Origin of the sequence: Ottowia sp. (assembly GCF_016703145.1) — a bacterium.
Taxonomy (GTDB): Bacteria; Pseudomonadota; Gammaproteobacteria; order Burkholderiales; family Burkholderiaceae_C; genus Ottowia.
The window spans coordinates 58,209-82,184 of the sequence record NZ_JADJCO010000003.1; the positions used below are offsets into that span (position 1 = coordinate 58,209).

Consider the following 23,976-nt stretch of genomic DNA (forward strand, 5'->3'; position numbering starts at 1 on the left):
TTGACCCGCAATCCAGACGTTGGCGCGCCAACATGGATCCCGGATCAAGTCCGGGATGACCCGCCTTCTTTGCTACACCAGCTTCTTCAGCAGCTCGGCCTTCTTGGCGCTGAACTCTTCGTCCGTCAGGATGCCCTTGGCCTTGAGCTCGCCCAGCTTTTCCAGGGTGGCCATGATGTCCTCGGGCTTGATGGCCGCGCCAGCTGCGGCTGCAGCAGCATTAGCACCACCCTGCAGGCCCTGCTGCAGGTTCTGCGCCAGCACCTGGCCCAGCGCCAGACCGGCACCCAGGCCCATGGCGTCGCCGGCAATGCCACTGCCGCCACCGCCTTCGGCAAATTTCGGGATGGCCTGCGCCGTCTGGTACTGCATGAACTTGCCCATGTCGTTGCCGACCATGCCCATGCCGATCTTCTGGTCCAGGATCTTCTGCAGCTCTTCGGGCAGCGACACGTTCTGCACCGTCATGCCTTCCAACTTGAGGCCGATGGCCGCAAACGCCGGAGTCAGCTCCGTACTCAGCGCCTTGGCAAACTCGATCTGGTTGGCAGCCAGGTCCAGGAAAGGGATGCCGCTTTGCGCGATGGCGTCAGACAGATGCTGCAGCACCAACCCGCGCAGCTGGCCGTCCAGATCTTGCGTGCCATAACTTTCACGCGTGCCCGAAATTTCGGTGTGGAACAGCTTGGGGTCGGCGATGCGAAAGCTGTAATTGCCAAATGCGCGCAGGCGCACGGCGCCAAAATCCTTGTCGCGGATGGTCACGGGCTGCGAGGTGCCCCATTTCTGGTCCACCTGCTGGCGCGTGCTGAAGAAATACACCTCGCTCTTGAACGGGGACTCAAACAGCTTGTCCCAGTTCTTCAGGTAGGTCAGCACCGGAATGGTCTGCGTCGTGAGCTTGTACATGCCGGGGCCAAACACATCGGCCACCTTGCCCTCGTTCACAAACACCGCCATTTGTGATTCACGCACCGTCAGCGACGCGCCGTACTGGATTTCCATGTCGCGCATGGGGAAGCGCCAGGCCAGCGTGCCGTCGCCCTCCTCGGTCCACTGGATGATGTCAATGAACTGTTTCTTGATGAAGTCCATCAGGCCCATGGCGAATCCTCCGGCTGGTAGAAAGGTTTGCGGATGATAGCTCCGCGCAGTGCGTTGTCTATGACGGCGAAACGGGCGACACAGGCTCGGCTGCCTGCTCCATCGCATCCGCCGCCTCTTCGTTCAGCGCGCGGCCCTCGCGCTGCGGCTGGGTCAGCGGCGTGGGCTGCCAGCGCTGGCCGTGCATCAGGTCAACACCACTGACCGGCGTGCCAGCCATCTGCAGCTGCAGCCGCTGCGCGTCGCGGCGGCGGATGTCTTCGGCCACTTCGGTGATGTCAACCTCCTGCACGCCAAACACACGCAGCGCCTGGGCGCCAAAGGCCAGGGCGGATTCAAACGTCTCGCGTATCTGGTAGTCCACGCCGTGGCGGATCAGCTCGATGGCATGCTGGCGGTCGTAGGCGCGCGCCAGCACCGGCGTCAGCGGGCATTCATGTTTGAGCAGGCCGACAATTTTGCTGGTGACTTCCTTTTGGTCCACGCACACCAAAATGGCCTTGGCGTGGCTGGCGCCGCTGGCGTGCAACACGTCCAGCCGCGTGCCATCGCCGTAAAACACCTTGAAGCCGAACTGCGCCGCAGCGCGGATCATGTCGGTGTCGTTTTCAATGATCACCACATCAATGCCGCGCGCCAGCAGCGCCTGGCTGGCGATCTGGCCGAATCGGCCGAAGCCGATCACCAGCACGCTGCCCGACTGCGCGTCGCCCGCCATCACGTCCTCTATCCCGTCCATGCTGGGCGGGGGCGGCGCCGGCATGACCCAGCGCAGCGACAGCACGGCCAGCGGGGTGAGCGCCATGGACAGGATGATGGCTGCCGTCAGCAGCGCATTCACGTTGCCTTCCACGATGCCCGCTGTAGTGGCCGCGGAATACAGCACAAAGGCAAATTCGCCGCCCTGCGCCATCAGCGCAGCACGTTGCAATGCGTCGGCGTGGCTGGCTTTGGTGGCACGCGCCACTGCGTAGATGCCCGCGCTTTTGAGCGCCATGTACGCCAACACGGCGCCCAGCAGCAGCTTCCAGTCGGCTAGCACCAGCTTGATGTCCAGCGACATGCCCACGCTCATGAAGAACAGGCCCAGCAGAATGCCGCGAAACGGCTCGATATCCGCCTCCAGCTGGTGGCGAAAAGTGGACTCGGACAGCATCACGCCGGCTGCAAACGCGCCCATGGCCATGGACAGCCCGCCCCACTGCATGGCCAGGGCGGCACCCAGCACCACCAGCAGTGCGGCGGCCGTCATGACCTCGCGCGCATTGGCATGCGCCAGCACGCGGAACAACGGGTTCAGCAGCCAGCGGCTGACGCCAATCAGCCCCACCACGGCCGCCACGGCCACGCCCACCGTGACCCAGCGCGAGACCTCTGCCTCGGCCGGCGCGGGCGCCATGAAGGCCACAATGGCCAGCAGCGGCACGATGGCCAGGTCTTCCAGCAGCAGGATGGACACGATGCGCTGGCCGCGCGGGGTGGAGGTGTCGCCGCGCTCATCCAGCAGCTGCATGACGATGGCGGTGGACGACAGCACAAAACCCGCCGCCGCAATGAACGCCACCTTGCCCGACAGGCCGCCCAGCATGCCCAGGCCCGAAAGCAGCGCCGTGCACACCGCCACTTGCATAAGCCCCAGGCCAAAGATCTGGCGGCGCATGGACCACAGCTTGGTGGGCTGCATCTCCAGCCCGATGACAAACAGGAACATCACCACGCCCAGCTCGGCCACATGCAGGATGGTCTGCGCCTCGCTGAAAAAGGCCAGGCCAAAGGGCCCGATGGCCAGGCCCGCGGCCAGGTAACCCAGCACCGAGCCCAGCCCCAGCCGCTTGAACAGCGGCACCGCAATGACGCCCGCGGCCAGCAGGACGACGACCTTGACGAGTTCGGTGCCTGCTTCTGCGGCCATGGAGAGTGCTTCCGGGGTTTCGAGGGGTGTTGCGGGATGCGACCGCAAAGTCTACCGCGCCCCCTCTTTTGGCGCCCCCCGAATCGCCGACTACGACGCCAGCGCGCTCATCTCGCGGTGCAGGTCGGCCTTGCCTTCAAAGCCGATGCCCGGCAGCTCGGGCAGCATCACATGGCCGCCGTCCACCTTCACGCCGTCGGGGAAGCCGCCGAAGGGCTGGAACAGGTCGGGGTAGGACTCGTTGCCGCCCAGGCCCAGGCCGGCCGCAATGGCCAGCGACATCTGGTGGCCGCCGTGCGGGATGCAGCGGCTGGGCGACCAGCCGTGCTGGCGCAGCATGTCCAGCGTGCGCAGGTATTCCACCAGGCCGTAGCTCAGGGCGCAGTCAAACTGCAACCAGTCGCGGTCAGCGCGCATGCCGCCGTGGCGGATGAGGTTGCGCGCGTCCTGCATCGAGAACAGGTTTTCGCCCGTGGCCATGGGGTTGGCGTAGTAGTTGCGCAATGTGGCCTGCAGCTCGTAGTCCAGCGGGTCGCCGGCTTCTTCGTACCAGAACAGGTTGTATGGCGACAGCGCCTTGGCATAGGCAATGGCGGTGTCCAGGTCGAAGCGGCCGTTGGCGTCCACCGCCAGGCGCTGGCCGTCCTGCAGGATGGACAGCACCGAATCAATGCGGCGCAGGTCGTCGCCCAGGCTCGCGCCTCCGATCTTCATCTTGACCACGTTGTAGCCGCGGTCCAGGTAGCTGCGCATCTCGTCCTTGAGCTTGGCGTCGTCCTTGCCCGGGTAGTAGTAGCCGCCGGCTGCGTAAACGAACACCCGGCGGTTGGCCGTGCCGTTGCCATAGCGGTCGGCCAGCAGCTGGAACAGGGGCTTGCCTTCGATCTTGGCCACAGCGTCCCAGATGGCCATGTCGATGGTGCCAATGGCGACGGACCGTTCACCGTGGCCGCCGGGCTTTTCGTTGGTGAACATCGTGGCCCAGACCTTGTGCGGGTCGATGTTGTGGCCTGACTCATCCAGCAGGCTGTCTGGTTCGGCTTCCAGGATGCGGGGGATGAATCGCTCGCGCATCAGCATGCCCTGGCCGTAGCGGCCGTTGGAGTTGAAGCCGTAGCCGATCACCGGCTTGCCGTTGCGCACCACGTCGGTCACCACGGCCACCAGGCTCAGCGTCATCTTGCTGAAGTCGATGTAGGCGTTGCGGATGGGGGAACTGATAGGGCAGGTCTTTTCGCGGATTTCAACGATTTTCATGGGTGGGCTCCAAAGGGTCAGGGTGCGATGATGGCGGGGTTGCGCCATTGGCGCCAATGCCCGTTTTCTCTGCTTTGATGCCCTGGAATAACCGCGCATTACACCAACCATGAACCTGTCCTGGCTCCATGACTTCCTGGCTCTGGCCGAGACAGGCAATTTCTCTCGCGCGGCCGATGCGCGCCACATGACGCAGCCCGCATTCAGCCGGCGCATCCGCGCGCTGGAGGACTGGCTGGGCGTGGCGTTGTTTGACCGCAGCTCGCAACCCGCGCGGCTGACGGCCACCGGCGAATGGTTTCTGGGCGTGGCGCACGAGTTGCTGGCGCGCACCGCCCGCCTGCCCGCTGACGCGCAGGCGCTGGCCGAATCCACGTCGGCCACGCTGCGCCTGGCCGCCACCCATGCGCTGTCGTTCACCTTCCTGCCCGGCTGGCTGCGCGGGCTGGAGACCCACACCACGCTGGGCCCGGTGCGGCTGGTGTCTGATGTGCTGCAGCAGTGCGAGGCCCTGTTGCAACAAGGCCGCGTGCAGTTTTTGCTGTGCCATGCGCACGCAGCCGCGCCCGGCGCCCTGGATGCGGCGGGTTTCCCGTGGTTGCGGGTGGGCCAGGATGCGCTGTTGCCCGTAACTGCACCGGCGCGCGGGGGCAAGCCGCTGCACAAGCTGGACGGCAAAGCCGCAGGCGGCGTTCCGCTGCTGGCCTACAGCGCTGAATCCGGCATAGGCCGCGTGGTGCAAGCCGTGCACGGCGCCGCGCTGCAGGCCCTGGGTGCGCGACCCGTGGTCACGGCCCATCTGGCGACGGTACTCAAGACCATGGCGGTGGATGGTCGCGGTGTGGCCTGGTTGCCCGCCACGCTGGTGCAGGACGACCTGGACGCGGGCCGGCTGGTGCTGGCGGGGGCGCCCGCCTGGCAGGTGCCGCTGGAGCTGCGGCTGTACCGCGACGCGGCGGCGGGTACGCCGGCGGCCCAGGGTTTCTGGCGTGCGGCGGGGGCCAACAGGGGTCTGAAGAGCGGCGCTGCCAGTGTGAGGATTCGTAGTTGTTGCTCTCTCCCCTGAGCGGGCATCTGCGTGGTCGTCGCGGCATCGAATCGCAACCGGGGGGCGTGCAGACATGAAAAGTCCTATTGACAGAACAATAGGACTTCATTCAATATCCCTGCATGCAAGCGGACATGCCCCTTCCCAAGTACCACCAGATCTACCTGGTGCTCAAGGAGGGTTTGCTGGAGGGCAAGTTCGCGCAGGGAATGCCCGGCGAGATCAGCCTTGTGCAGCAGTTCGGCGTGGCCCGTGTCACGGTTCGCAAGGCCCTGGAGCTGTTGTCGTCCGAGGGCCTGATCACCCGGCAGCGGGGCCGCGGCACGGTCGTCAAGCCGGCGGCGCTGTCCAGCCCCGCGGTCGCCGACGCAGGCGCGCGACGCAGCGGACGCACGGGTCTGCTCGACAACCTGGTGAGTATCAGCATGGGCACCCGCATCAAGGTGGTGGATCTATCGCAGATACAGGCCTCGCAGGCGGTCGCCCAGGCCCTGGACATCCCCGTGGGTGATGCCGTGCAAAAGGCAGTCCGCGTGCGCAGCACGCGCAACGGGCCGGTGTCCCACATCACCACTTACGTGCCGGCGCGGCTCACCTCGCATTTCGGGCGTGCCGAGCTGGCGCGCGAACCCATCCTGGTGCTGCTGGAGAAAAGCGGTGTGAACCTGGGGCGTGCGGAGCAGCACATTTCGGCCCGCCTGGCCGATGCCAGCACGGCCAAGCTGCTGGAAGTGCCGGTGGGGTCGGCGCTGTTGGCGGTGCGCCGCCTGGTGTTCGATTCGGAAGACCGGCCGATCCAGTGGCTGCACGGGCTGTACCGGCCCGATCGTTACGAATATGAGATGAAGCTGTCCCGCGTGGGCGATATCGATGCGCGCGTGTGGGTCAGCAGCGAGTTGTCGGCGCAGTTCCATTGAATGCGCCAGCGAGTCGGTGATCGCATCCGCCAGTGGGCCACCTGCAAGGGGCCCACTGATGGGTTTTGTTGCCAGCGCGTTGCGCGCTGGTGTGTTCCACCCGCCACGCGTGATGCGTCGGACGGCCTTTTTCTGTTCAGGAGATTGCCATGAGTAACCGTCGTGAATTTGTCGTCCAATCCGCAGCCGCCGCGTCGACGCTGGCATTCCCGCTGGTGGCGGGCGCGCAGCCCGCGCCCGTGAAGGTCGGGGTGTTGCACCCGGTCACCGGCGCGCTGGCGTATTCCGGCCAGCAGTGCCGGGCGGGAGCGCTGATGGCCATCGAGGACATCAACAAGGCCGGGGGCATCAAGTCGCTGGGAGGCGCCAGGATCGAGGCGCTGCTGGCCGACGCGCAGTCCCAGCCGCAGGCCGGCGCGGCTGAAGTGGAAAAACTCAACGAGGCGGGCGTCAGCGCGGTGGTCGGGGCCTTTGCCTCGACCATCTGTCTGGCGACCACCCAGGCCGCGGCAAAGTACAACCTGCCGCACATCGTGGATGTGGGGGTGGCCGACCAGATCGTGCAGCGCGGCCTGAAGAACACCTTCCGGTTCGGCCCGGGCTACAAGGCCGTGGCCGACCTTGCGATGGTCAATCTGAAGGTGCTCAACGCAATCGCGAAAAGCCCGGCCAGAACGGTGATGATCATCCACGAAGAGTCGCTGTTCGGCACCGGCACCGCCAACCTGCTGGCGCGCGAGCTGCCGGGCTTCGGCTTCGAGGTGAAGGAGGTCATCAAGCACGCCAACCCCACGCGCGACTTCAACAACATCGTGCTGCGCATGAAGGCGGTCAACCCCGACATCCTGATCCCGGCCAACTACTACAACGAGTACGCGCTGCTGGTGCGCACGATGCAGCAGCAAAAGGTAGTGCCGAAGGCGATCTATTCGGTGCTCGGCGGCGCGGCGTCGAGCTACAAGTTCGTCAAGGAGTTCCCCGACGCCGCCGAACGGCATCATCGACTGCAACCACTGGTTCAACCCCAAGGACCCGCGGGCCCAGGCGCTCAAGAAGCGCGCCGAAGCGCAGAAGCTGTTCTTCAGCTATGAGCTGTTCATGACCTACACGGCCATGATGCTGCTGGCCGATGCCCTGGAGCGTGCCAGGTCCACCGACCGCGCGGCCATCATCGCGGCGCTGGAGAAAAGCACCTTCTCCAACCACTTCATGCCGTACGGCCCGACCCAGTTCGTCGACGGCCAGAACACCGGCGGGCGACCCCTGATGACCCAGGTGCTGGACAAGGACATCAAGGTCATCATTCCGCGCGACTACCGCCAGGCCGAGCCGCTGTTCCCGCTCAAGGCCTGATCCCCACCGCCCGGGTTTTCCACCATGTTCGATCTCGCGATCGTGGTCCCGTCCGTGCTCAACGGAATGACCACCGGGGCGGTGTACGCCCTCATTGCCCTGGGGCTGACGCTGATCTACGGCGTGTTGCACATCATCAACTTCGCCCACGGGGCGTCGTTGATGATGGCGCTGTACGGCGTGTACCTGCTCAAGCAGCACCTGGGTATCGATCCCTACATGGCCCTGCCGGTGATGGTGGCCGGCATGTTTGTGCTGGGCTATGTGCTGCAGCGCGTCGTGATCAACCGCGCCAGCCATGGCAAGGACGAGAACATCCTGCTGGTCACGCTGGGCATTTCCATCGTGATGGAGAACCTCGCGCTGCTGGCTTTCCAGTCGGACACCCGGACCATCGACACGGCCTACACCCTGAGCACCGTCCAGATCGGCCCGGCCTTCATTGCGCTGCCCAAACTCATCGCATTCGGGGGTGCGCTGGTGGTGTCTGCGCTGCTGCTGTTCATGATCAACCGGACCGATCTGGGCCGGGCGATCCGGGCTGTGTCCAAAGAGAAGCAGGGCGCCCGGCTCATGGGCATCGACGTGGACCACATCTACGCCATGAGCTTCGGCATCGGGCTGGCCTGCCTGGGGGCTGCGGCCTGCTTCCTGCTCCCGGCCTATTACGTCAACCCGCAGGTGGGCAACGGGTTCGTGCTGGTGGCCTTCACCATCGTGGTCTTTGGCGGAATGGGCAGCTTTGGCGGCGCCCTGCTGGGCGGGCTGGTGATCGGTGTGGTCGAGTCGCTGGGTGGCCTCTTCCTGGGCGAATCGCTCGGCCAGATCGGCATCTTCCTCATCTTCATCGGGGTGCTGCTGTTCCGGCCCCAGGGCTTGTTTGGAGCCAAGGCATGAAATCGCTGCTCCACATCGCGCTGTTTGCGCTCGCCATGGCCGCGGTGCCCCTGGTCACCGACTCCGGTGCCTTGCTGAACTTCGTCATGATGGCGCTGTACGCCAGCCTGTTGGCACAGGCCTGGAACCTGCTCGGCGGGTTTGGCGGCCAGTTCTCGTTCGGGCACGCCCTGTTTTTCGGCTTCGGCGCCTATGTGCAGGCCATCGGCCAGCTGCAAGGCGGCCTGAACCCCTGGGTGGCCCTTGTGCTCGCCGGGCTGACCGGTGCCATGGTCGGCGTGCTCGTTGGGGCGTTGAGTTTCCGCTACGGACTCAAAGGGTCCTACTTCGCGCTGGTCACGCTGGCGTTCGCCGAGGTCTGCCGCATCCTGGCCCTGTCGGTGCCGTTCACCGGTGCCGGCGTGGGGCTCATGATCCCGCTCAGGGAGTCGGCGGCCAACCTGCAATTCGGGTCCCGCGCGGGTTACCTTTACCTGATGCTGGTGCTGGTGGTGGTGGCCTTGCTGGTCACCCGCTGGCTGCAGCATTCGCGCTTCGGGGCCTACCTGCAAGCCGTGCGCGACAACGAGGACGCGGCCCGTGCCATTGGCGTGGACCCCTTCCGTGTCAAGCTGGGTGCGATCGCGCTGTCGGGCGGTTTCATGGGGCTGGCCGGCGCGTTCTACGTGCAGGTGTTCCAGTACATCGACCCCGCCATCGCCTTCGGATCGCACACCTCGGTGGAGGCGCTGGTGGCGGCGATCGTGGGCGGCATCGGCACGCTGTGGGGGCCCTTGCTCGGCGCGTTCGCCCTGCACCTGCTGGCCGACCTCACGCGCAACCTTTTCGGCGAGTTCCCGGGCATCAACATGGTGATCTACGGCAGCGTGCTGGTGCTGATCGTGATGTTCTTTCCCCGCGGTATCGCCGGTATCGGGCAGTCCGTGACCCGCCTCTGGAAAGGGCAAGACCGTGGCTGAAACACTGCTGCGCGTGGCCGGTGTGTCCAAGACCTTCGGCGGTCTCAAGGCCGTCAGCCGGGTGTCGCTCGACGTGCCAGAGGGCTCGCTCACCGCCCTGATCGGACCGAACGGGGCTGGGAAAACCACCCTTTTTGCCCTCATGTCGGGCTTCATCGCCGCCGACGAGGGCCAGATCGAACTGGCGGGTCAGGACATCACGGGGCAGGCCCCGCACCTCAACGCCCGGCTGGGCATGGCCCGCACCTTCCAGATCGTGCAACCGTTTGCCGCGCAGACGGTGCGCGAGAACATCGCGGTGGGGGCGCACCTGCGCCACCACCAACGTGCCGACGCGCTGGCGCAGGCCGAGGCGGTGGCCCACCGGGTCGGCCTGGGGCCGCAGCTGGACAAGCCAGCGTCCGACCTCACCGTGGCGGGCCGCAAGCGCCTGGAGCTGGCCCGCGCCCTGGCCACCGAGCCGCGCCTGCTGCTGCTGGACGAGGTGCTCGCTGGCCTGAACCCGCAGGAAATCGGCGACATGATCCCGGTGGTCCGCTCCATTGCCGACGGCGGCGTGACGGTGCTGATGATCGAGCACGTGATGCAGGCCGTGATGAACCTGGCAGAACACGTCTGGGTGCTGGCCCAGGGCGAACTGATCGCCCAGGGCACGCCCCAGGCCGTGACCCGCAACGACCGGGTCATCGAGGCCTACCTGGGGGTGGGCACCGCTGCCCGTTTGCGCGCCGCCGGAGGCCCCCATGACTGATCCGACCACCCCCTTGCTCGATGTGCACGGGCTCACCGGCGGTTACGGCCGCACCGAGGTGCTGCGCGGCATCGATCTGAGCGTGCGTCGTGGCGAAACCGTGGCGCTGCTGGGCAGCAACGGTGCGGGCAAGACCACCTTCAACAACACCCTCTGTGGCATCAACCCCGCCTGGGCGGGGCGTGTGCAGTTCAACGGAGCCGACCTGTCCGGCGCCCACTACCGTACGGTGGTCACAGCCGGTCTGATCCAGGTGCCCGAGGGCCGCAAGATATTCCCCAACCTGAGCGTGCTGGAGAACCTGGAACTGGGGTCGTTCACGCGGGCCCGCGGCCAGCGGGCCGCCAATCTGGAGCGGGTGTTTGCGATATTCCCGCGCCTGAAGGAACGCACGGCGCAGCTGGCCGGCACCATGAGCGGCGGCGAGCAGCAGATGCTGGCCATCGGCCGTGGGCTGATGGCCGAGCCCAAGCTGCTGATCCTCGACGAGCCCTCGTTCGGCCTGTCGCCGCTGCTGGTGGAGGAGATGTTCGCGCTCATCCGGCGCCTGAACGCCGAGGGCCTGTCGATCCTGCTGGTGGAGCAGAACGTGGCGCAATCGCTGGAGCTGGCCGACCGGGTGTACGTGATGGAAAACGGCGCCCTGCGCTTCAGCGGATTGCCCGGCGAACTCATGGGCTCCGACGAGCTGCGCAAGGCCTACCTGGGGCTGTGACCATGCGCACACCCGACGCCACGGCACCAACGCCACAGACCCTGGCCCAGAAACTGATCGCCCGCGCCGCCGGCGTCCCGGTGGTGCGCGAAGGCGACATCGTCAACTGCCGGGTCGACCTGGCCATGTTCCACGACTCTTCGGGCCCGCGGCGGCTCAAGCCCATGCTCGAAGAGCTCGGTGCGCCGATCTGGGACAAATCCCGGGTGGTACTGGTGATGGACCACTTTGTGCCCGAAGCCGACGAAGACGCGCGGCGCATCGTGCGCATCGCCCGCGACTGGGCGCGCGACCAGGCGCTGCCGCACGTGCACGACAGCCAGGGCATCTGCCACGTGGTGCTGCCGCAAAAAGGCCACCTGCGGCCGGGGCTTTTCTGCGTCGGTGGCGATTCGCATTCGCCCACCGGCGGCGCGTTCGGCTGCTACATGTTCGGCATCGGAAGCACCGAAATGCTGGGGGTGGTGGTCACCGGCGAGATCTGGCTGCGCGTGCCCCACACCCTGCGCATGCGCTGGGAAGGTGCGCTGGCCGATGGCGTCTGCGCCAAGGACATGATGCTGCACATGATCGGCCGCTTCGGCATGAACGGCGGCGGCTACCAGGCGGTGGAATTCGCCGGCAGCACGGTGCGGGGCCTGGGCATGGCCGAGCGCATGACGCTGTCCAACATGAGCGCCGAGCTCGGGGCGCAGGCCGGGCTGATCGCGCCCGATGCCACCACCGCCGCCTGGCTGCACGAGGCCGGTGTCAAGCAGGGCATGGCCGCGGCCGACCTGGCGCAGTGGCAGACCGATGAAGGCGCCGCCGTGACTGAACACGCGTTCGATGCGGCAAGCCTGCCGCCCATGGTGGCCTCGCCGCACAGCCCGGCCAACAGCCAACCGGTGGGCCACACCGCGGGCGAGGCGGTGCAGCTGGCCTACATCGGCGCCTGCACCGGGGCCAAGCTGGAAGACCTTCGGGCCGCAGCCCGGGTGCTGCGCGGGCGCCGTGTGGCCCCCGGCGTGCGCCTGCTGGTGGCGCCTGCCAGCGTGCACGACCAGCAGCGAGCCGAACGCGAAGGCATTGCCGACGCCTTACGCCAGTGCGGCGCCGAGTTCCTGCCCAGCGCCTGCGGCGCCTGCGCCGGCTACGGCCAGGCGGTGCAAGGGGCGACACGCGTGATCGCCACCACGGCGCGCAACTTCAAGGGGCGCATGGGCTCGGCCGAGGCCGAGGTGTTTCTGGCCTCGCCCTACACCGTGGCCGCGTCGGCCCTGCGGGGCTGCATCACCGACCCCCGCGAGGTGCTGGCATGAGCGCACCCCTGCACCGCGTCTGGCGCCTGGGCGCCGATGTCGACACCGATGCGCTGGCCCCGGGCCACGCCATGAAACACGGCATGGACGTGATCGCCCGCCACTGTCTCGAATCGCTGCGGCCGGATTTCGCCGGCGGCGTGCGCCCCGGCGACCTGCTGGTGGCCGGGCCCAATTTCGGTATCGGCTCCTCGCGCGAACAGGCCGCGGCGGTGCTGGTCGCGCTGGGGGTGCAGGCGGTGGTGGCGCCCAGCTACAGCGGCCTGTTTTTCCGTAACGCTTTCAACGTCGGCCTGCTGCTGCTGACCTGCGCCCAGGCCGAGCGGCTGGAGGAGGGCGAACGGGTGGGCCTGGACCACGCCGACCCGCTGGCCGCGGGCCTGCTGCGCGCCGGTGGCGAGCGCCTGACCTGCGACCCCGTGCCGCCTTTTCTTGTGGAGCGGGTGCGCTGCGGCGGCCTGCTCAACGAGCTGAAACAACGACTTGCCCGAGGAACCCCATGACCGCTGTTGTCCCGATCGATCCCGTCACCCTTGCGGTGCTCAAGGGGCGCCTGGAGCAGATCGCCGACGAGATGGACGCGACCCTGTACCGCAGCGCCTTCAACCCCATCATCGCCGAGGCCCACGACGCCTGCCACGGGCTGTACGACGCGCGCAGCGGCGACACGCTGGTGCAGGGCAAGTCCGGCCTGCCGGTGTTTGTGGGCGCCATGGCCTTCGCGGTGCGCGCCGCCATCCGCGCCGCCGGGCGCCACGGTGGCATGCAGCCCGGCGACACCTGGCTGTTCAACGACCCGTACGAGGGCGGAACCCACGCCAACGACTTCAAGCTGGTGCGCCCCATCTTCCGCGACGGCCAGCTGGTGTGCTTTATCGCGTCGGCCGCACACTGGCACGACGTGGGCGGCGCCGTGCCCGGCAACTACAACCCGGCGGCCACCGAATGCTGGCAGGAGGCGGTGCAGATCCCGCCGGTACGCATCGTGCAGGGCGGCCAGCTCAACCCGGACGTGCTCGCCATCCTGATGGCCAACACCCGCCTGCCCGACAGCCTGTGGGGCGACCTCAACGGCCAGCTGGCCGCCCTGGAACTGGGCGAGCGCCGCCTGGCCGACCTGCTGGACGCCTACGGCGAACCCCTGGTGCTGCAGGCCCTGCAGGCGCTGCGCGAGCGTGCGCGCCGGCTGATGAGGGCCGAGATCGCGTCCCTGCCCGATGGCGCCTACGCCTTCGAGGACACGCTGGACAACGACGGCGTGACCGATGTGCCGCTGACCATCGCGCTGGACATGACGGTGGCCGGCGAGCGGCTCACGCTCGACTTCTCGCGCAGCTCGCCCCAGTGTGCGGGGCCAGTCAACATCTCCCGCGCGACCGCCGTGGCCGCCTGCTACGTGGCGCTCAAGCACCTGTTCCCGGACGTGCCGGCCAATGCGGGCGTGCTCGATGCGGTCGACTTCGTGATGCCCGAGGGGCTGGTCATCACCGCCCAGCGCCCGCGACCGGTGGGGGGCTACACCGAAACCATCCTGCGCATGATCGACGTGGTGTTCAGCGCGGCCGCGCTGGCCGATCCCCGGCGCTCGGTAGCCCAGGCCTACGGCACCATCAACGCGCTGTCCATCGCCGGCCACCGCAGCGACGCGGCGCGCCAGGGGCAGCGCTGGGTCATGTTCAGCTTCTTCGGCGGCGGCCACGGTGCCCATGCGGGCGGTGACGGCCTGAACCACGGCAACGCGCCCATCTCCACCGCGACCATCCCGCCGCTGGAGATCCTGGAGGCCGCGTACCCGGTGCGCTTCACGCAATGGTCGCTGCGGCCCGATTCGGGTGGCGACGGCGAGCACCGCGGTGGCCTGGGTGCAATCTACGAGATCGAGCTGCTGGAGCAGTCGGCGCAGGGTTTCATCTTCGGTGAGCGCGGGCGCGCCGCGCCCAAGGGCATTGCAGGCGGCCAGCCCGCTGCTGTCAACGTGTTCAGCTTCCACAGCGCAGGGCAGTGGCACCGCCCGCCCATGGCGTCGAAGATGCTGGGCATCCAGCTGCAGCGCGGCGACCGCGTGCGTTTGGAGACCCCGGGCGGCGGCGGCTACGGACCGCCGTCGGCCAGGCCGGCGCAGGCGCGCGAGGCCGATGTGGCCCAGGGCTACGTGAGCCGTTTGGGCGGGGAGCTGTCATGAGCCAGGCCCCGGACAACCAGGGCGCCCGCCGCGTGGTAGGCGTGGACGTCGGTGGCACCTTCACTGACCTTTTCGTGCTTGACGAAACCAGCTCGCGGGTCGACATCGTCAAGGTGCCGTCCACGCGGGGCGAAGAGTCGGTGGGCTTCATGAACGGCATTGCCCGCGTGCTGGCCGCCGACGGCGCCAACGCGTCGGACGCTTCCAGCCTCGCCACCATCATTCACGGCACCACGGTGGGCACCAACGCGCTGCTGGAGCGCAAGGTTGCCCGCACGGGGCTGATCACCACCCGCGGTTTTCGCGACGTGCTGGAGATGCGCCGCCGCGACCGGCCCCAGACCTGGGGCTTGCGGGGCGGCTTTGACCCGCTGATCCCGCGCGATGCACGGCTGGAGGTGGACGAACGTGTGCTGGCCGACGGCAGCGTGCACACGCCGGTGGACCTGGAGCAGGTGCGCAAGGCCGCGGCCGCGCTGCTGACGCAGGGGTGTGAAGCCGTCTGCGTGTTCTTCATCAACACCTATGCCAATCCCGCCAACGAGCGGGCGGCGGTGGCAGCGGTGCGTGCGGTCTGGCCGAACGCGCACGTCACGTCCGCAGCCGAGGTGCTGCCCGAGATCCGCGAGTTCGAGCGTGCCTCCACGGCCAGCCTGAACGCGGCCCTGCAGCCGGTGGTGGGCCGCTACCTGGAACGCCTGGACGGCGATCTGCGCGACCATGGCTTTGACGGCGAGTTGCTGATTGTGCAGAGCAACGGGGGCGTGATGTCGCGCCAGACCGCTTGCGAGCTGCCGGTGAAAACCGCGCTGTCGGGCCCCGCAGCCGGTGTGATCGCCTGCGCGGCCATGGCCACGGCGGCTGGCTATCCGGACGTGATCACCGGCGACATCGGCGGCACCTCGTTCGACGTTTCCCTGATCGCCGGCGGGCGGGCCGCGCTGGCGGCGCAGACCAGCATCGCCTTCGGCATGGTGGTGCGCTCGCCCATGATCCAGATCGAGACCATCGGCGCCGGCGGCGGCTCCATCGCCAGCGTGGACGTGGGGGGCATGCTGCAGGTGGGCCCCGAGTCGGCCGGCAGCGTGCCGGGACCGGCCTGCTACGGACGCGGCAATCAGCGCCCGACCGTCACCGATGCCAACGTGCTGCTGGGCCGCATCGCCGCCGAACGGCCGCTGGGCGGCGGTTTGCTCGGCGCGCTGGATGTGCAGAAGGCCCGCGAAGCCATCCGTCGCTTCGTGGCCGAGCCGCTGGGCATGGATGTGCTGCAGGCGGCCGAGGCCATCCTCACGGTGGCCAACGCCAAGATGGCCGGTGCGATGCGGCTGGTCTCGATCGAAAAAGGCCACGATCCGCGGCAGTTCGCCTACATGCCGTTCGGCGGTGGTGGCGGCCTGCACGTGTGCGACATGATGCGTGAGGTTGGCGTCGCCACCGGCATCGTGCCGCGCTACCCGGGCGTGACCTCGGCCCTGGGTTGCGTCATGGCCGACATGCGCCACGATGCGGTGCAGACGCTGAACCAGCCCCTGGCGGCGCTGGACTTCGCGCAGCTGCGTGCGCTGCGCAGCGACCTGGCCGGCCGCTGCCGCCAGCGGCTGGATTCCGCCGGCGTGCGTTTCGAGGGCGTGCGCGAAGAGATCGCGCTGGACATGCTCTACCAGGGCCAGACCCACACCGTGGCCGTGCCGCTGCAGGCGCAGGCGCTGGACGCCGCTGCGACGCAGGCCGCGTTCGAGGCCACCTACCGCGCCGAGTTCGGCCGCGTGCTCGACGGCATCCCGATCCGGGTCATGAACCTGCGCTACGCCCTGGTGGGCGTGCGGCCCAAGTTCGACCTGACGCTGCTCGCCCCCCAGGGGGAGGGCCGCACCGAACCCTTGGGCGAACAGCCGGTGTACGTCAAAGGCCAGTGGGTGCAGGCCCTGCGCTATGACCGGCTGCGGTTGCCCGTGGGGCACCGCATCACGGGTCCGGCCATCTTCGAGCAGGCCGACACCACCGTCTGGCTGGACCCCGGCTTTGAAGCCAGTGTCGACCGGCTTGGCAACCTCATCCTGCGCCCGCTATGAAAACGGCTCTTGTCATCATCGACCTGCAGAACGATTTCCTCGCCAGCGACGGGGCGTACGCCCGGGGTGGCTGCGCCAACCCAGAGGCGCTGCGCCTTCCCGCACGGGTGCTGCCGGTGGCGCGGGCGGTCAAGGCCGCCGGGGGCATGGTGGTGGCCAGCCAGTTCACGCTGTGGCCCGACGCCAGCGGCGAACCCATGATCTCGCCCCACCTGCAGCGGCTGCGACCCTTCCTGCGCCGGGGCGACTTTGCCCCCGGCAGCCGCGGCCAGGCGTGTGTGGACGAGTTGCAGCCGGTGATCGATGTGTGCGTGCAGAAGGTCGCCTATTCGGCCTTCTTCAACACCCAGCTCGACTGGCTGCTGCGCAAGGCCGGCGTGGGCCGCGTGGCGGTGTGCGGCATCGTCACCAACGGCGGCGTGGCCAGCTCCGTGCGCGACGCCCACATGCGGGACTACGACACCTGGGTGATCGCCGACGGCTGCGCCGCATTCAAGGCCGACGCCCACGCCACCGCGCTCAGCGACATGGCCAGCGTGGCCCGGGTGGTGGACGCCGCCACCTTCGTGCAAGAGGGGCTGGCATGACGGCGCCGACCCGCGTGGTGGTGGAGCCGGGCTTCACCGCGCCGGTGCAGGTTGCGGTGCTGGTGCTCGGGGCCGGGGCTTGCGGCCTGACCGCGGCGCTGCGGCTGGCGGACCGGGGCATCGAGTGCGTGGTGGCCGAACGCGACGAACGTCCGGCGGGGTCGACCAGCCTGTCGTCCGGCTTCATCCCCGCCGCAGGCACCCGGGTGCAGCGGGCGCTGGGGGTGGACGATTCGCCCGGGCGCTTTGCCCAGGACATCCAGCACAAGGCCCACGGCACAGCGGCGCCGCACCTGGTGCAGGCCTACACCGAAGCCATCGCGCCGGCGCTGGATTTCCTGGCCGACCGCCACGGCCTGCAATGGGAAGTGCTCGACGGCTTCCTGTACCCCGGCCACACGCGCCACCGCATGCACACCTTGCGCGAGCGCACCGGCGAGGCCCTCGTCCAGGCGCTGGCGCAGGCGCAGCAGCGCTGCGGGATCCCGTTGCTGACCCAGGCCCGCGCCAGCGAGCTCGTGGTGGACGAGGCGCAGCGCGTGTTGGGCGTGCGGCTGCAGCGGCCCGACGGCAGCCTGGAGGCGGTGGCCTGCGACGCGCTGCTGCTGGCCTGCAACGGCTATGGCGGCGCGCCGGATCTGTTGCAACGCTTCGTGCCCGAGATGGTGGCCGCCACCTTTGCCGGGCACCCGGGCAACGACGGCACGGCGGTGCGCTGGGGCGAAGCCCTGGGCGCGCGCCTGGCCGACCTGCGGGCCTACCAGGGGCACGGTTCGTGGGCGGTGCCGCACGCCGTGCTGATCACCTGGGCCCTGATGGTCGAAGGCGGCGTGCAGATCAACGCCCGGGGAGAACGCTTTCATGACGAATCGCAGGGCTATTCCGAAGCAGCGCTGCACGTCGTGGCGCAGCCCGGCGGACAGGCCTGGAACGTGTTCGACGACCCGGTGCTGGCGCTGGCGCAGGGTTTTCCGGACTTTGTCCAGGCGCAACAGGCCGGTGCCGTGCGCACCTGTGCCGATGTAGATGCGCTGGCTGCGCTGATCGGCTGCGACCCGTCCACGCTGCAGGCCACGCTGGCCGCGGTGGCACCGGACACCCCCAATTCCTTTGGTCGCTGCTTCAAGCGCGCGCTCCAGGCGCCGTTCCACGCGGTGCGGGTGACCGGTGCCCTGTTCCACACCCAGGGCGGGCTGGACGTGGACGCGCAATGCCGGGTGCTCGACGGGACCGGGCAGCCGCTGCCCAACCTGTGGGCCGCCGGCGGTGCGGCGCGAGGCGTGTCGGGCCACGATGTCAGTGGCTACCTCTCGGGCAATGGCCTGCTCAGCGCGGTGGCCGGTGGCTTCATCGCGGCCGACAGCCTGGCCCGCCAGCTGCAACCGGAGACCTCCCGATGAGCACCCCTTCGCTGCGTCAGCGCCTGCAGGCGCCCACGCCCTTGTTGTGCCCGGGTGTGTTCGATGCGTTCAGCGCCTTGCTGGCGCAGCAGGCAGGGTTCGAGGGGCTGTACCTCTCGGGTGCTTCGCTGGCCTACACGCGCCTGGGCCGCTCCGACATTGGCCTGACCACCTTCAGCGAGGTGCAGGACGCGCTCGCGCGCATCACCGAGCGGGTGGACTGCCCGGTCATCGTGGACGCGGACACGGGTTTTGGCAACGCGCTGAACGTGCAGCGCACCGTGCGCGGTTTCGAGCGCGCGGGCGCGGCGATGGTGCAGCTGGAGGACCAGGGCTTTCCCAAGCGTTGCGGCCACCTGGACGGCAAGACGGTAGTGCCACAGGCCGAGATGGTCGGCAAGCTCAAGGCGGCGCTGGACGCTCGCCACAGTGCCGACACCCTGGTGATGGCGCGCACCGACGCCCTGGCCATCGAAGGCTGGGACCGCACCATGGAACGGGCCGAGGCCTACCTGGCCTGCGGGGTGGATGCGCTGTTCATCGAAGCCCTGCGCAGCCCGGCGCAGCTGGCCGATGCTGCGGCCCGCTTCGCCGGGCGCATTGCGCTGCTGGCCAACATGGTCGAAGGCGGCAAGACGCCGGTGACGCCGGCCGACGAGCTGGGGCGCCTGGGCTACCGCATCGTCATCTTTCCTGGCGGCACGGTGCGCGCCATCGCGCGCACCTTGCAGGGCTATTTCGCCAGTCTCAAGGCCCACCAGACCACCGCCCCCTGGCAGGCGGACATGCTCGACTTCGACCAGCTCAACGCCCTGATCGGCACGCCGGCGCTGCTGGAGCAGGGCGCCCGCTACGATGCCGACCGTCAACCCTGAAGAGACCCCCATGCCCGTGACCCAGATCACCCTGTTGCCCGGTTACAGCCCCGAGGTGCGAGAGCGGCTCGTGGCGCGCGTGTCGCACGCGGTGGCGTCGGTGATCGCCGCGCCCCCGGCGGGCATCACCACTTTCATCAACGAGGCCGCAACCTACCAGCGCGACGCCCGGGTGTTCGTCGCCGGCAACCACGCCCACCCGGTGGCCACCGAGGTGGTGAAGGCCTTCCTGGCGGCCATGCAGGCGCGCGAACTGGACCGCGCCCAGGCGTTTCTCGCGCCAGGCTTCCAGATGCAGTTCCCCGGCGGCGTGCGGTTCACCACCCTGCAGCAGCTGGTGGACTGGGGGCGTCAGCGTTACCGCTCGGTGGGCAAGACCTTTGAGACCTTCGACGAGGCCTGGAGCGGCACCACCAGCGTGGTGCATTGCCACGGCACCTTGTCTGGTGAATGGCCGGACGGGCAGGCCTTTGCCGGCATCCGGTTCATCGACCGGTTCGAGGTGCAAGACGGGCTGCTGCACCGCCAGGACGTATGGAACGACTTGGGCGAGCATCGGCGCCACTCCTAGCCATCCCCCATACAGTGTAGGGATCTGTAGTTATTGCGTGCGTCCTATCTGTTCTATCAACGATCTACGCGCGCAACTTTGAACAGTCAAAAGCAGGCTTCGACATAGTTGGAATGCATTTCCTTAAAAATTGCCGAAAATCTGCGCACAACCGCTGATTACGATTTAAGTAGTGAATTTGGGCGCAACCAGCGCCGGCTGCCTGGATTCTGCAGTGCTGGGCCTTCTGAGAAGGTCCACTTGTTAAAACAACTATCAATCTAGGCATGGAGCAGGCCAGGGCCCTGGACTGTTTCGAGCGTGCCGCTGCTCTGGGCGGACCTCGGTTCGATTTGCTGAACGACCTCAAGCTTGAACTCAGTTTTGTACTTCTTCATGAAACCCTGAAGTTTGTCCAACTTCTGGGGGTCGATTCAGCTTGGGGTGCGGCAGAAACTTGGACTGGTTTATGCCGTAAGTCCACAAAGCTTAGGTCGGTGTCCACGGAACCGGCAGCAGCCCAAGCCGCGCTGTCCGAGTCATACTTGGCGCTCCACTTCAGGAGCAACTTCATGGCGCCGCCACCGTCCGGAAAGACCTTCGAAGTCGTTGATGTACTCGATCTTTTCCGCAAGCTGGAGTGGGAGTGGGACCGCATGCGTGCAGTGAGCCTCCACGACTCGGGGATTGAGCGCTCGTACTTGGCGTTGAACGCCGCAATGACTGCTTGGCACATGACGGATTGGTTGTGCGCTCGCTTTGAGGCAGAGCACTACAAACGGCTTTCCAGCCACGCCAGCATTCCAATCGACAACTGCAAGGTCTTCCGGAAATGGGTCTTGGAGAACCGCTTCGTCTCGATGTGTGAGCAGATCGCGGTCGCTGGAAAGCACTTTCAGGTGGACGTTCGGCCGCACGCTGTTGATTCATCAACAATCGGAGCCAGTGATCACGTCGAAGCTTGAGCCACCGGGGTTGATGGATTCACGTTTACTCGATTGCGGATAAGTCATCGGGTCTGCTGACTCGATCTCCTTGCTGAGCTTGCGGCGGTGTTCTGGCGGTGCCGCGCCAGCGGCACTGGAATGGTTGAATCGCCAGCTCTCGTTGCCCGTCTCCACGATGTGCAGTGGTGCGTGGATGGTCGAGCAAGGCCGTGGTCATCTTGGCATCGACAAAGACGCTGCTCCATTCCGGAGAAGGTGAGGTTGGTGGTGATCACCACGCTCGTTCGCTCGTAGAGTTTGGAGAGCAGGTGGACCAGCATTGCGCCACCCGACTGCGTGAACGGCAAGTAGCTGATTCATCCAGGATCACCAGATCGACTACATCAGGCGGTGTGACAACTGACCGGCCTTTGTTATCTGCTCCTCAAGCTCCAGAGCATTGACCAGCTCTACTTGTGGAGGAGAAACGCACCGCTTGCCACGTACTGCATGCGGATCGCCTCGATCCCCAGACTCGTGGCCAGGTGGGTCTTCCTGCCGGGGCCACCGACCAGCACCACGTTGTGGGCTGACTCCACGAAGCGAAGGGTGTGCGGCTGGCGCACCAGCGCTTCATCGAGTTGCGTGTGGGCGAAGTCAAAGCCGGCGAGATCGCGGTGCGATGGGAACCGCGCCAGCGCGCATCTGGTAGGCCATGGAGCGCACCTCGCTTGAGCCGGTCTCGGCCTTGATGAGCTGGTGCAACACGGCCTCATGATCAAGCGACTTCATGCGGCGGTGCCCTGCTCTCCAGGCCAGGTTTTGGCCATGCCGTGAAGGCCCAGCGCCTTGAGAAGGCGCATCAATGACGTCATGCATGGTCGGACTCCGGTGACGCCTCATGAGGCTGGACGTTGAGCAGTGCGTCATAGCGTTGCAGGTTGGCCAGTGGAGGTGTATTGAGCGTCAACCGGGTGGCCGCTGGCGACTCGGGCAAGCGCTGTTCCTTCAGGCGCGAGAGCACATTGAGCACGTGCTCGGCACTCACCCGCCCAGACTGCAGGGCCAGCTCCACCGCCACCAGCACAGCCTCCAGCCCTTGCAGGCTCACACCCGCGAGCACCTGCGCCATCACCCTGTCGCCACCGCTGTGGCGCAGCAACTGGCGCTGCAGTTCCTGCAGGGGTTCGGGCATGGTCTTGAAGGGCGCGCCGTTGCGCAGCGCGCCGGGCTTTCGCTCGATGAGCGCGATGTAATGCATCCAGTCGTAGAGCGTCTGATCACGTTCGAAGCTGCGCGCCAGGCGCACCTGTCGCCCATCGGGCCCGACCACCAGCAGGCCATCCGCGTAGGCCCGCAGACTGACCACCGCATGAATCCATTCACCACGGCACGCTGTAGCGGTTGCGCTGGAAGTGGATGAGTGCGGTCGCAGAGACTCGCACCGGCTGCTCCACGTAGCCATCAAACGCACGGGGTTGGGCATGAGGCGAACACGTTCGTCCTGGCAGACATCGCCCACCATGAGCTGCGTCCATTCGGGTGACTCATCTCAGCCCAGACCTTCACACAGGCCTGCTCCAGCCAGTCCGTTGAAGCTCGCCAAGCGATCCCCAGCGCCGCTCGTTGGCCTCGCGCCAGATGTCCTTGCGCCGGTCCTGAACATTCTTCTCTACGACTCCCTTCTCCCAGCCGGCGGCACGGTTGCAGAACTCCGGCCTGAACAGGTAGTGTCCGGTCATCGCTTCGAAGCGCGCATTGACGCTGCGTTGCTTGCCTTGGCCGACCTTGTCCACTGCGGTCTTCATGTTGTCGTAGATGCCCCGCCGGGGCACACCACCGAAGAGGGCGAACGCCCGTGCGTGCGCGTCGAACAGCATCTCGTGCGCCTGGCTGTAGTACGCCACCAGGCAGAAGGCGCGGCTGGACGCCAGCTTGGTGTGCCACCTCAGGCGGCGGCGCAACCCGCCGATGAAGAGGTACTCGCAGCTCCAGTCGAACTGGAACGCCTCGCCCAACCCGAAGCTCAGCGGCACGAACCCCGCACCACGCGCAGCGTTGCCCTTGCTCTTGCTGCCAGCGCTGGGCAAAGGCGTAGACCGGCCCTCGGCTGCCGCTGTAGCCCTGCGCCCGCAGAGCTTCAAACATCGCCTTGATCCCGCGCCGATCGCGTTTGCTGCGATGGCTATCGGCCTTGATCATTGGCTCAACTGGTCCTTGTACGGATCCAGGATGCTGGGGCCCGACACCCGCTGCGGGTATCTGGGTTCGGCCATCTCCCCGTCCTTGAGCCACTTGGTGGCTGTGTTTCGAAGATGCCCAGGCGCCTGCTGGCCTCGCGCGCACCGACATGTCCTGCCTCAGCACGAGGCGGCGTAACTTACTCAATGTGCTCGTTGATCCTCCTGCTCCCCGTGCTGAAAAAATCAGCAGGATAGAGCGGCAACGTGGCTCAGATTTCAACGTGAATGCGTCCCGAAATGGCCCAGCTTTGGAAATAAATCAACACATCGGCAATCATGGCGAGTGCCTGCATCTCGACCGCGTGTGCCGCGAAGTGTCCGGGCGCGCAGGCGCAACGAGTGCCGCGGGCAAGCGCATGAGGCGCAGGCCGTCCATTAACCTGGATAATTTGGTGATCAGGTACTTCAAGGCGCAGGTCGACATCGACGTGTCGTGCAGTAGGCCGGTTGGCTTTGTTGCCACCGGTGTGCCGCGCATGAGAGAAGCTGACGGGGGACGTTCCAGTTACCGGTATGCAGAGCAATGGAATACTTCGCCCCGAGACACCAGTCCTCTCCGAATCGCTCCGTCAGATACGCCGTACAGAAGGGCCAGAACGAGGCATACCAGTCCGTGCTCTCCTGTCTGGCCGTCGGGCTGACCGATGTACCAGCCCTTCATCACTTGCCACGGATAAAGCCATTCTTGAGCAGGCGCTCACGATGGACACGCGTAAGGTCGGACGCCCGAATGGCGACTGCCTTTCAGCCCTGGAAGAGTCACGGCGAGGATTGGGCGAGCTTGTCTGCGGGCGTTGCCATTTTTAGGAATTCCTGCCTTGCGACACTTAGGTTTATTGTACGAGTTTTAGGTTTGATGTCTGGCCGTTCTTAGGTTATTATGCAAACTCGCCTCAGAGGAGCTGTGGCTTTAAAACGCGTATA

At 66.9% G+C, this 23,976-nt stretch carries 20 protein-coding genes and 3 pseudogenes; 16 read left to right on the top strand and 7 right to left on the bottom strand.

Annotated elements, in window-relative coordinates:
• Nucleotides 1-72: 72 nt before the first annotated feature.
• The 3 genes from IPG65_RS04025 to IPG65_RS04035 all read right to left on the bottom strand — a co-directional run bounded on the left by IPG65_RS04025 (nucleotide 73) and on the right by IPG65_RS04035 (nucleotide 4,273).
• Nucleotides 73-1,104, bottom strand: coding sequence for an SPFH domain-containing protein (locus IPG65_RS04025; RefSeq protein WP_293187995.1), 1,032 nt, complete (start codon nucleotides 1,102-1,104; stop codon nucleotides 73-75).
• Between the two features lie 58 nt (nucleotides 1,105-1,162).
• Nucleotides 1,163-3,016 (bottom strand): monovalent cation:proton antiporter-2 (CPA2) family protein, encoded by a 1,854-nt coding sequence (locus tag IPG65_RS04030; protein WP_293187996.1) that lies wholly within the window; start codon nucleotides 3,014-3,016, stop codon nucleotides 1,163-1,165.
• A gap of 90 nt (nucleotides 3,017-3,106) precedes the next feature.
• On the bottom strand, nucleotides 3,107-4,273 hold the full coding sequence (locus tag IPG65_RS04035) for a mandelate racemase/muconate lactonizing enzyme family protein (protein ID WP_293187997.1): 1,167 nt from the start codon (nucleotides 4,271-4,273) through the stop codon (nucleotides 3,107-3,109).
• A gap of 109 nt (nucleotides 4,274-4,382) precedes the next feature.
• Here IPG65_RS04035 and IPG65_RS04040 point away from each other — a divergent pair, with 109 nt between their 5' ends.
• From IPG65_RS04040 to IPG65_RS04115, 16 genes and pseudogenes are all read left to right on the top strand, one after another.
• Nucleotides 4,383-5,339, top strand: coding sequence for a LysR family transcriptional regulator (locus tag IPG65_RS04040; RefSeq protein WP_293187998.1), 957 nt, complete (start codon nucleotides 4,383-4,385; stop codon nucleotides 5,337-5,339).
• Nucleotides 5,340-5,443: 104 nt separating this feature from the next.
• Nucleotides 5,444-6,238, top strand: coding sequence for a GntR family transcriptional regulator (locus IPG65_RS04045; RefSeq protein ID WP_293187999.1), 795 nt, complete (start codon nucleotides 5,444-5,446; stop codon nucleotides 6,236-6,238).
• Nucleotides 6,239-6,387: 149 nt separating this feature from the next.
• Nucleotides 6,388-7,591: pseudogene (locus IPG65_RS04050) on the top strand (ABC transporter substrate-binding protein).
• Nucleotides 7,592-7,615: 24 nt separating this feature from the next.
• Nucleotides 7,616-8,488, top strand: coding sequence for a branched-chain amino acid ABC transporter permease (locus IPG65_RS04055; protein ID WP_293188000.1), 873 nt, complete (start codon nucleotides 7,616-7,618; stop codon nucleotides 8,486-8,488).
• Complete coding sequence (locus tag IPG65_RS04060; RefSeq protein WP_293188001.1) at nucleotides 8,485-9,447, top strand: branched-chain amino acid ABC transporter permease; 963 nt, start codon at nucleotides 8,485-8,487, stop codon at nucleotides 9,445-9,447. Before IPG65_RS04055 ends, IPG65_RS04060 begins: the two co-directional genes overlap by 4 nt.
• Entirely contained in the window at nucleotides 9,440-10,198 is a 759-nt protein-coding gene (locus IPG65_RS04065; RefSeq protein WP_293188002.1) for an ABC transporter ATP-binding protein, read from the top strand. The genes IPG65_RS04060 and IPG65_RS04065 overlap by 8 nt, the downstream gene beginning before the upstream one ends.
• Nucleotides 10,191-10,913, top strand: a complete 723-nt coding sequence (locus tag IPG65_RS04070) for an ABC transporter ATP-binding protein (RefSeq protein ID WP_293188003.1) — start codon at nucleotides 10,191-10,193, stop codon at nucleotides 10,911-10,913. Before IPG65_RS04065 ends, IPG65_RS04070 begins: the two co-directional genes overlap by 8 nt.
• Nucleotides 10,914-10,915: 2 nt before the next feature.
• A complete protein-coding gene (locus IPG65_RS04075) occupies nucleotides 10,916-12,214 on the top strand; it encodes a 3-isopropylmalate dehydratase large subunit (protein WP_293188004.1) in 1,299 nt (432 codons plus the stop codon).
• On the top strand, nucleotides 12,211-12,717 hold the full coding sequence (locus IPG65_RS04080) for a 3-isopropylmalate dehydratase (protein ID WP_293188005.1): 507 nt from the start codon (nucleotides 12,211-12,213) through the stop codon (nucleotides 12,715-12,717). Before IPG65_RS04075 ends, IPG65_RS04080 begins: the two co-directional genes overlap by 4 nt.
• Complete coding sequence (locus IPG65_RS04085; protein WP_293188006.1) at nucleotides 12,714-14,396, top strand: hydantoinase B/oxoprolinase family protein; 1,683 nt, start codon at nucleotides 12,714-12,716, stop codon at nucleotides 14,394-14,396. The genes IPG65_RS04080 and IPG65_RS04085 overlap by 4 nt, the downstream gene beginning before the upstream one ends.
• A complete protein-coding gene (locus tag IPG65_RS04090; protein ID WP_293188007.1) occupies nucleotides 14,393-16,471 on the top strand; it encodes a hydantoinase/oxoprolinase family protein in 2,079 nt (692 codons plus the stop codon). The genes IPG65_RS04085 and IPG65_RS04090 overlap by 4 nt, the downstream gene beginning before the upstream one ends.
• The gene (locus tag IPG65_RS04095) at nucleotides 16,468-17,058 is read left to right on the top strand and encodes a cysteine hydrolase (RefSeq protein WP_293188008.1); all 591 of its coding nucleotides are present in this window, start codon (nucleotides 16,468-16,470) and stop codon (nucleotides 17,056-17,058) included. Before IPG65_RS04090 ends, IPG65_RS04095 begins: the two co-directional genes overlap by 4 nt.
• Complete coding sequence (locus IPG65_RS04100) at nucleotides 17,055-18,458, top strand: FAD-dependent oxidoreductase (protein ID WP_293188009.1); 1,404 nt, start codon at nucleotides 17,055-17,057, stop codon at nucleotides 18,456-18,458. The genes IPG65_RS04095 and IPG65_RS04100 overlap by 4 nt, the downstream gene beginning before the upstream one ends.
• Nucleotides 18,455-19,333 carry an isocitrate lyase/PEP mutase family protein gene (locus IPG65_RS04105; protein ID WP_293188010.1) on the top strand — a complete coding sequence of 293 codons (879 nt, stop codon included), beginning with the start codon at nucleotides 18,455-18,457 and terminating at the stop codon, nucleotides 19,331-19,333. The genes IPG65_RS04100 and IPG65_RS04105 overlap by 4 nt, the downstream gene beginning before the upstream one ends.
• A gap of 10 nt (nucleotides 19,334-19,343) precedes the next feature.
• Nucleotides 19,344-19,904 (top strand): nuclear transport factor 2 family protein, encoded by a 561-nt coding sequence (locus IPG65_RS04110; RefSeq protein WP_293188011.1) that lies wholly within the window; start codon nucleotides 19,344-19,346, stop codon nucleotides 19,902-19,904.
• Nucleotides 19,905-20,170: 266 nt separating this feature from the next.
• On the top strand, nucleotides 20,171-20,848 hold the full coding sequence (locus tag IPG65_RS04115; RefSeq protein WP_293188012.1) for a hypothetical protein: 678 nt from the start codon (nucleotides 20,171-20,173) through the stop codon (nucleotides 20,846-20,848).
• 44 nt (nucleotides 20,849-20,892) lie between these two features.
• On the opposite strand, the pseudogene IPG65_RS04120 reads toward IPG65_RS04115, so the two are convergent.
• The 4 genes and pseudogenes from IPG65_RS04120 to IPG65_RS04135 all read right to left on the bottom strand — a co-directional run bounded on the left by IPG65_RS04120 (nucleotide 20,893) and on the right by IPG65_RS04135 (nucleotide 23,576).
• Nucleotides 20,893-21,507 (bottom strand): annotated as a pseudogene (locus IPG65_RS04120) (ATP-binding protein).
• Entirely contained in the window at nucleotides 21,467-21,688 is a 222-nt protein-coding gene (locus IPG65_RS04125) for a hypothetical protein (RefSeq protein ID WP_293190097.1), read from the bottom strand. The pseudogene IPG65_RS04120 and the gene IPG65_RS04125 overlap by 41 nt, the downstream one beginning before the upstream one ends.
• Nucleotides 21,681-23,161 (bottom strand): annotated as a pseudogene (gene istA / locus IPG65_RS04130) (IS21 family transposase). Before istA ends, IPG65_RS04125 begins: the two are co-directional and overlap by 8 nt.
• 100 nt (nucleotides 23,162-23,261) lie before the next feature.
• Complete coding sequence (locus IPG65_RS04135; RefSeq protein ID WP_293188013.1) at nucleotides 23,262-23,576, bottom strand: hypothetical protein; 315 nt, start codon at nucleotides 23,574-23,576, stop codon at nucleotides 23,262-23,264.
• Between the last annotated feature and the right edge of the window lie 400 nt (nucleotides 23,577-23,976).

Coding starts and splice junctions, on each gene's coding strand:
- IPG65_RS04025 (WP_293187995.1), bottom strand. CDS start 1,104: ATGGGCCTGATGGACTTCATCAAGAAACAGTTCATTGACATCATCCAG.
- IPG65_RS04030 (WP_293187996.1), bottom strand. CDS start 3,016: ATGGCCGCAGAAGCAGGCACCGAACTCGTCAAGGTCGTCGTCCTGCTG.
- IPG65_RS04035 (WP_293187997.1), bottom strand. CDS start 4,273: ATGAAAATCGTTGAAATCCGCGAAAAGACCTGCCCTATCAGTTCCCCC.
- IPG65_RS04040 (WP_293187998.1), top strand. CDS start 4,383: ATGAACCTGTCCTGGCTCCATGACTTCCTGGCTCTGGCCGAGACAGGC.
- IPG65_RS04045 (WP_293187999.1), top strand. CDS start 5,444: ATGCAAGCGGACATGCCCCTTCCCAAGTACCACCAGATCTACCTGGTG.
- IPG65_RS04055 (WP_293188000.1), top strand. CDS start 7,616: ATGTTCGATCTCGCGATCGTGGTCCCGTCCGTGCTCAACGGAATGACC.
- IPG65_RS04060 (WP_293188001.1), top strand. CDS start 8,485: ATGAAATCGCTGCTCCACATCGCGCTGTTTGCGCTCGCCATGGCCGCG.
- IPG65_RS04070 (WP_293188003.1), top strand. CDS start 10,191: ATGACTGATCCGACCACCCCCTTGCTCGATGTGCACGGGCTCACCGGC.
- IPG65_RS04075 (WP_293188004.1), top strand. CDS start 10,916: ATGCGCACACCCGACGCCACGGCACCAACGCCACAGACCCTGGCCCAG.
- IPG65_RS04080 (WP_293188005.1), top strand. CDS start 12,211: ATGAGCGCACCCCTGCACCGCGTCTGGCGCCTGGGCGCCGATGTCGAC.
- IPG65_RS04085 (WP_293188006.1), top strand. CDS start 12,714: ATGACCGCTGTTGTCCCGATCGATCCCGTCACCCTTGCGGTGCTCAAG.
- IPG65_RS04090 (WP_293188007.1), top strand. CDS start 14,393: ATGAGCCAGGCCCCGGACAACCAGGGCGCCCGCCGCGTGGTAGGCGTG.
- IPG65_RS04095 (WP_293188008.1), top strand. CDS start 16,468: ATGAAAACGGCTCTTGTCATCATCGACCTGCAGAACGATTTCCTCGCC.
- IPG65_RS04100 (WP_293188009.1), top strand. CDS start 17,055: ATGACGGCGCCGACCCGCGTGGTGGTGGAGCCGGGCTTCACCGCGCCG.
- IPG65_RS04105 (WP_293188010.1), top strand. CDS start 18,455: ATGAGCACCCCTTCGCTGCGTCAGCGCCTGCAGGCGCCCACGCCCTTG.
- IPG65_RS04110 (WP_293188011.1), top strand. CDS start 19,344: ATGCCCGTGACCCAGATCACCCTGTTGCCCGGTTACAGCCCCGAGGTG.
- IPG65_RS04115 (WP_293188012.1), top strand. CDS start 20,171: ATGGAGCAGGCCAGGGCCCTGGACTGTTTCGAGCGTGCCGCTGCTCTG.
- IPG65_RS04125 (WP_293190097.1), bottom strand. CDS start 21,688: ATGCATGACGTCATTGATGCGCCTTCTCAAGGCGCTGGGCCTTCACGG.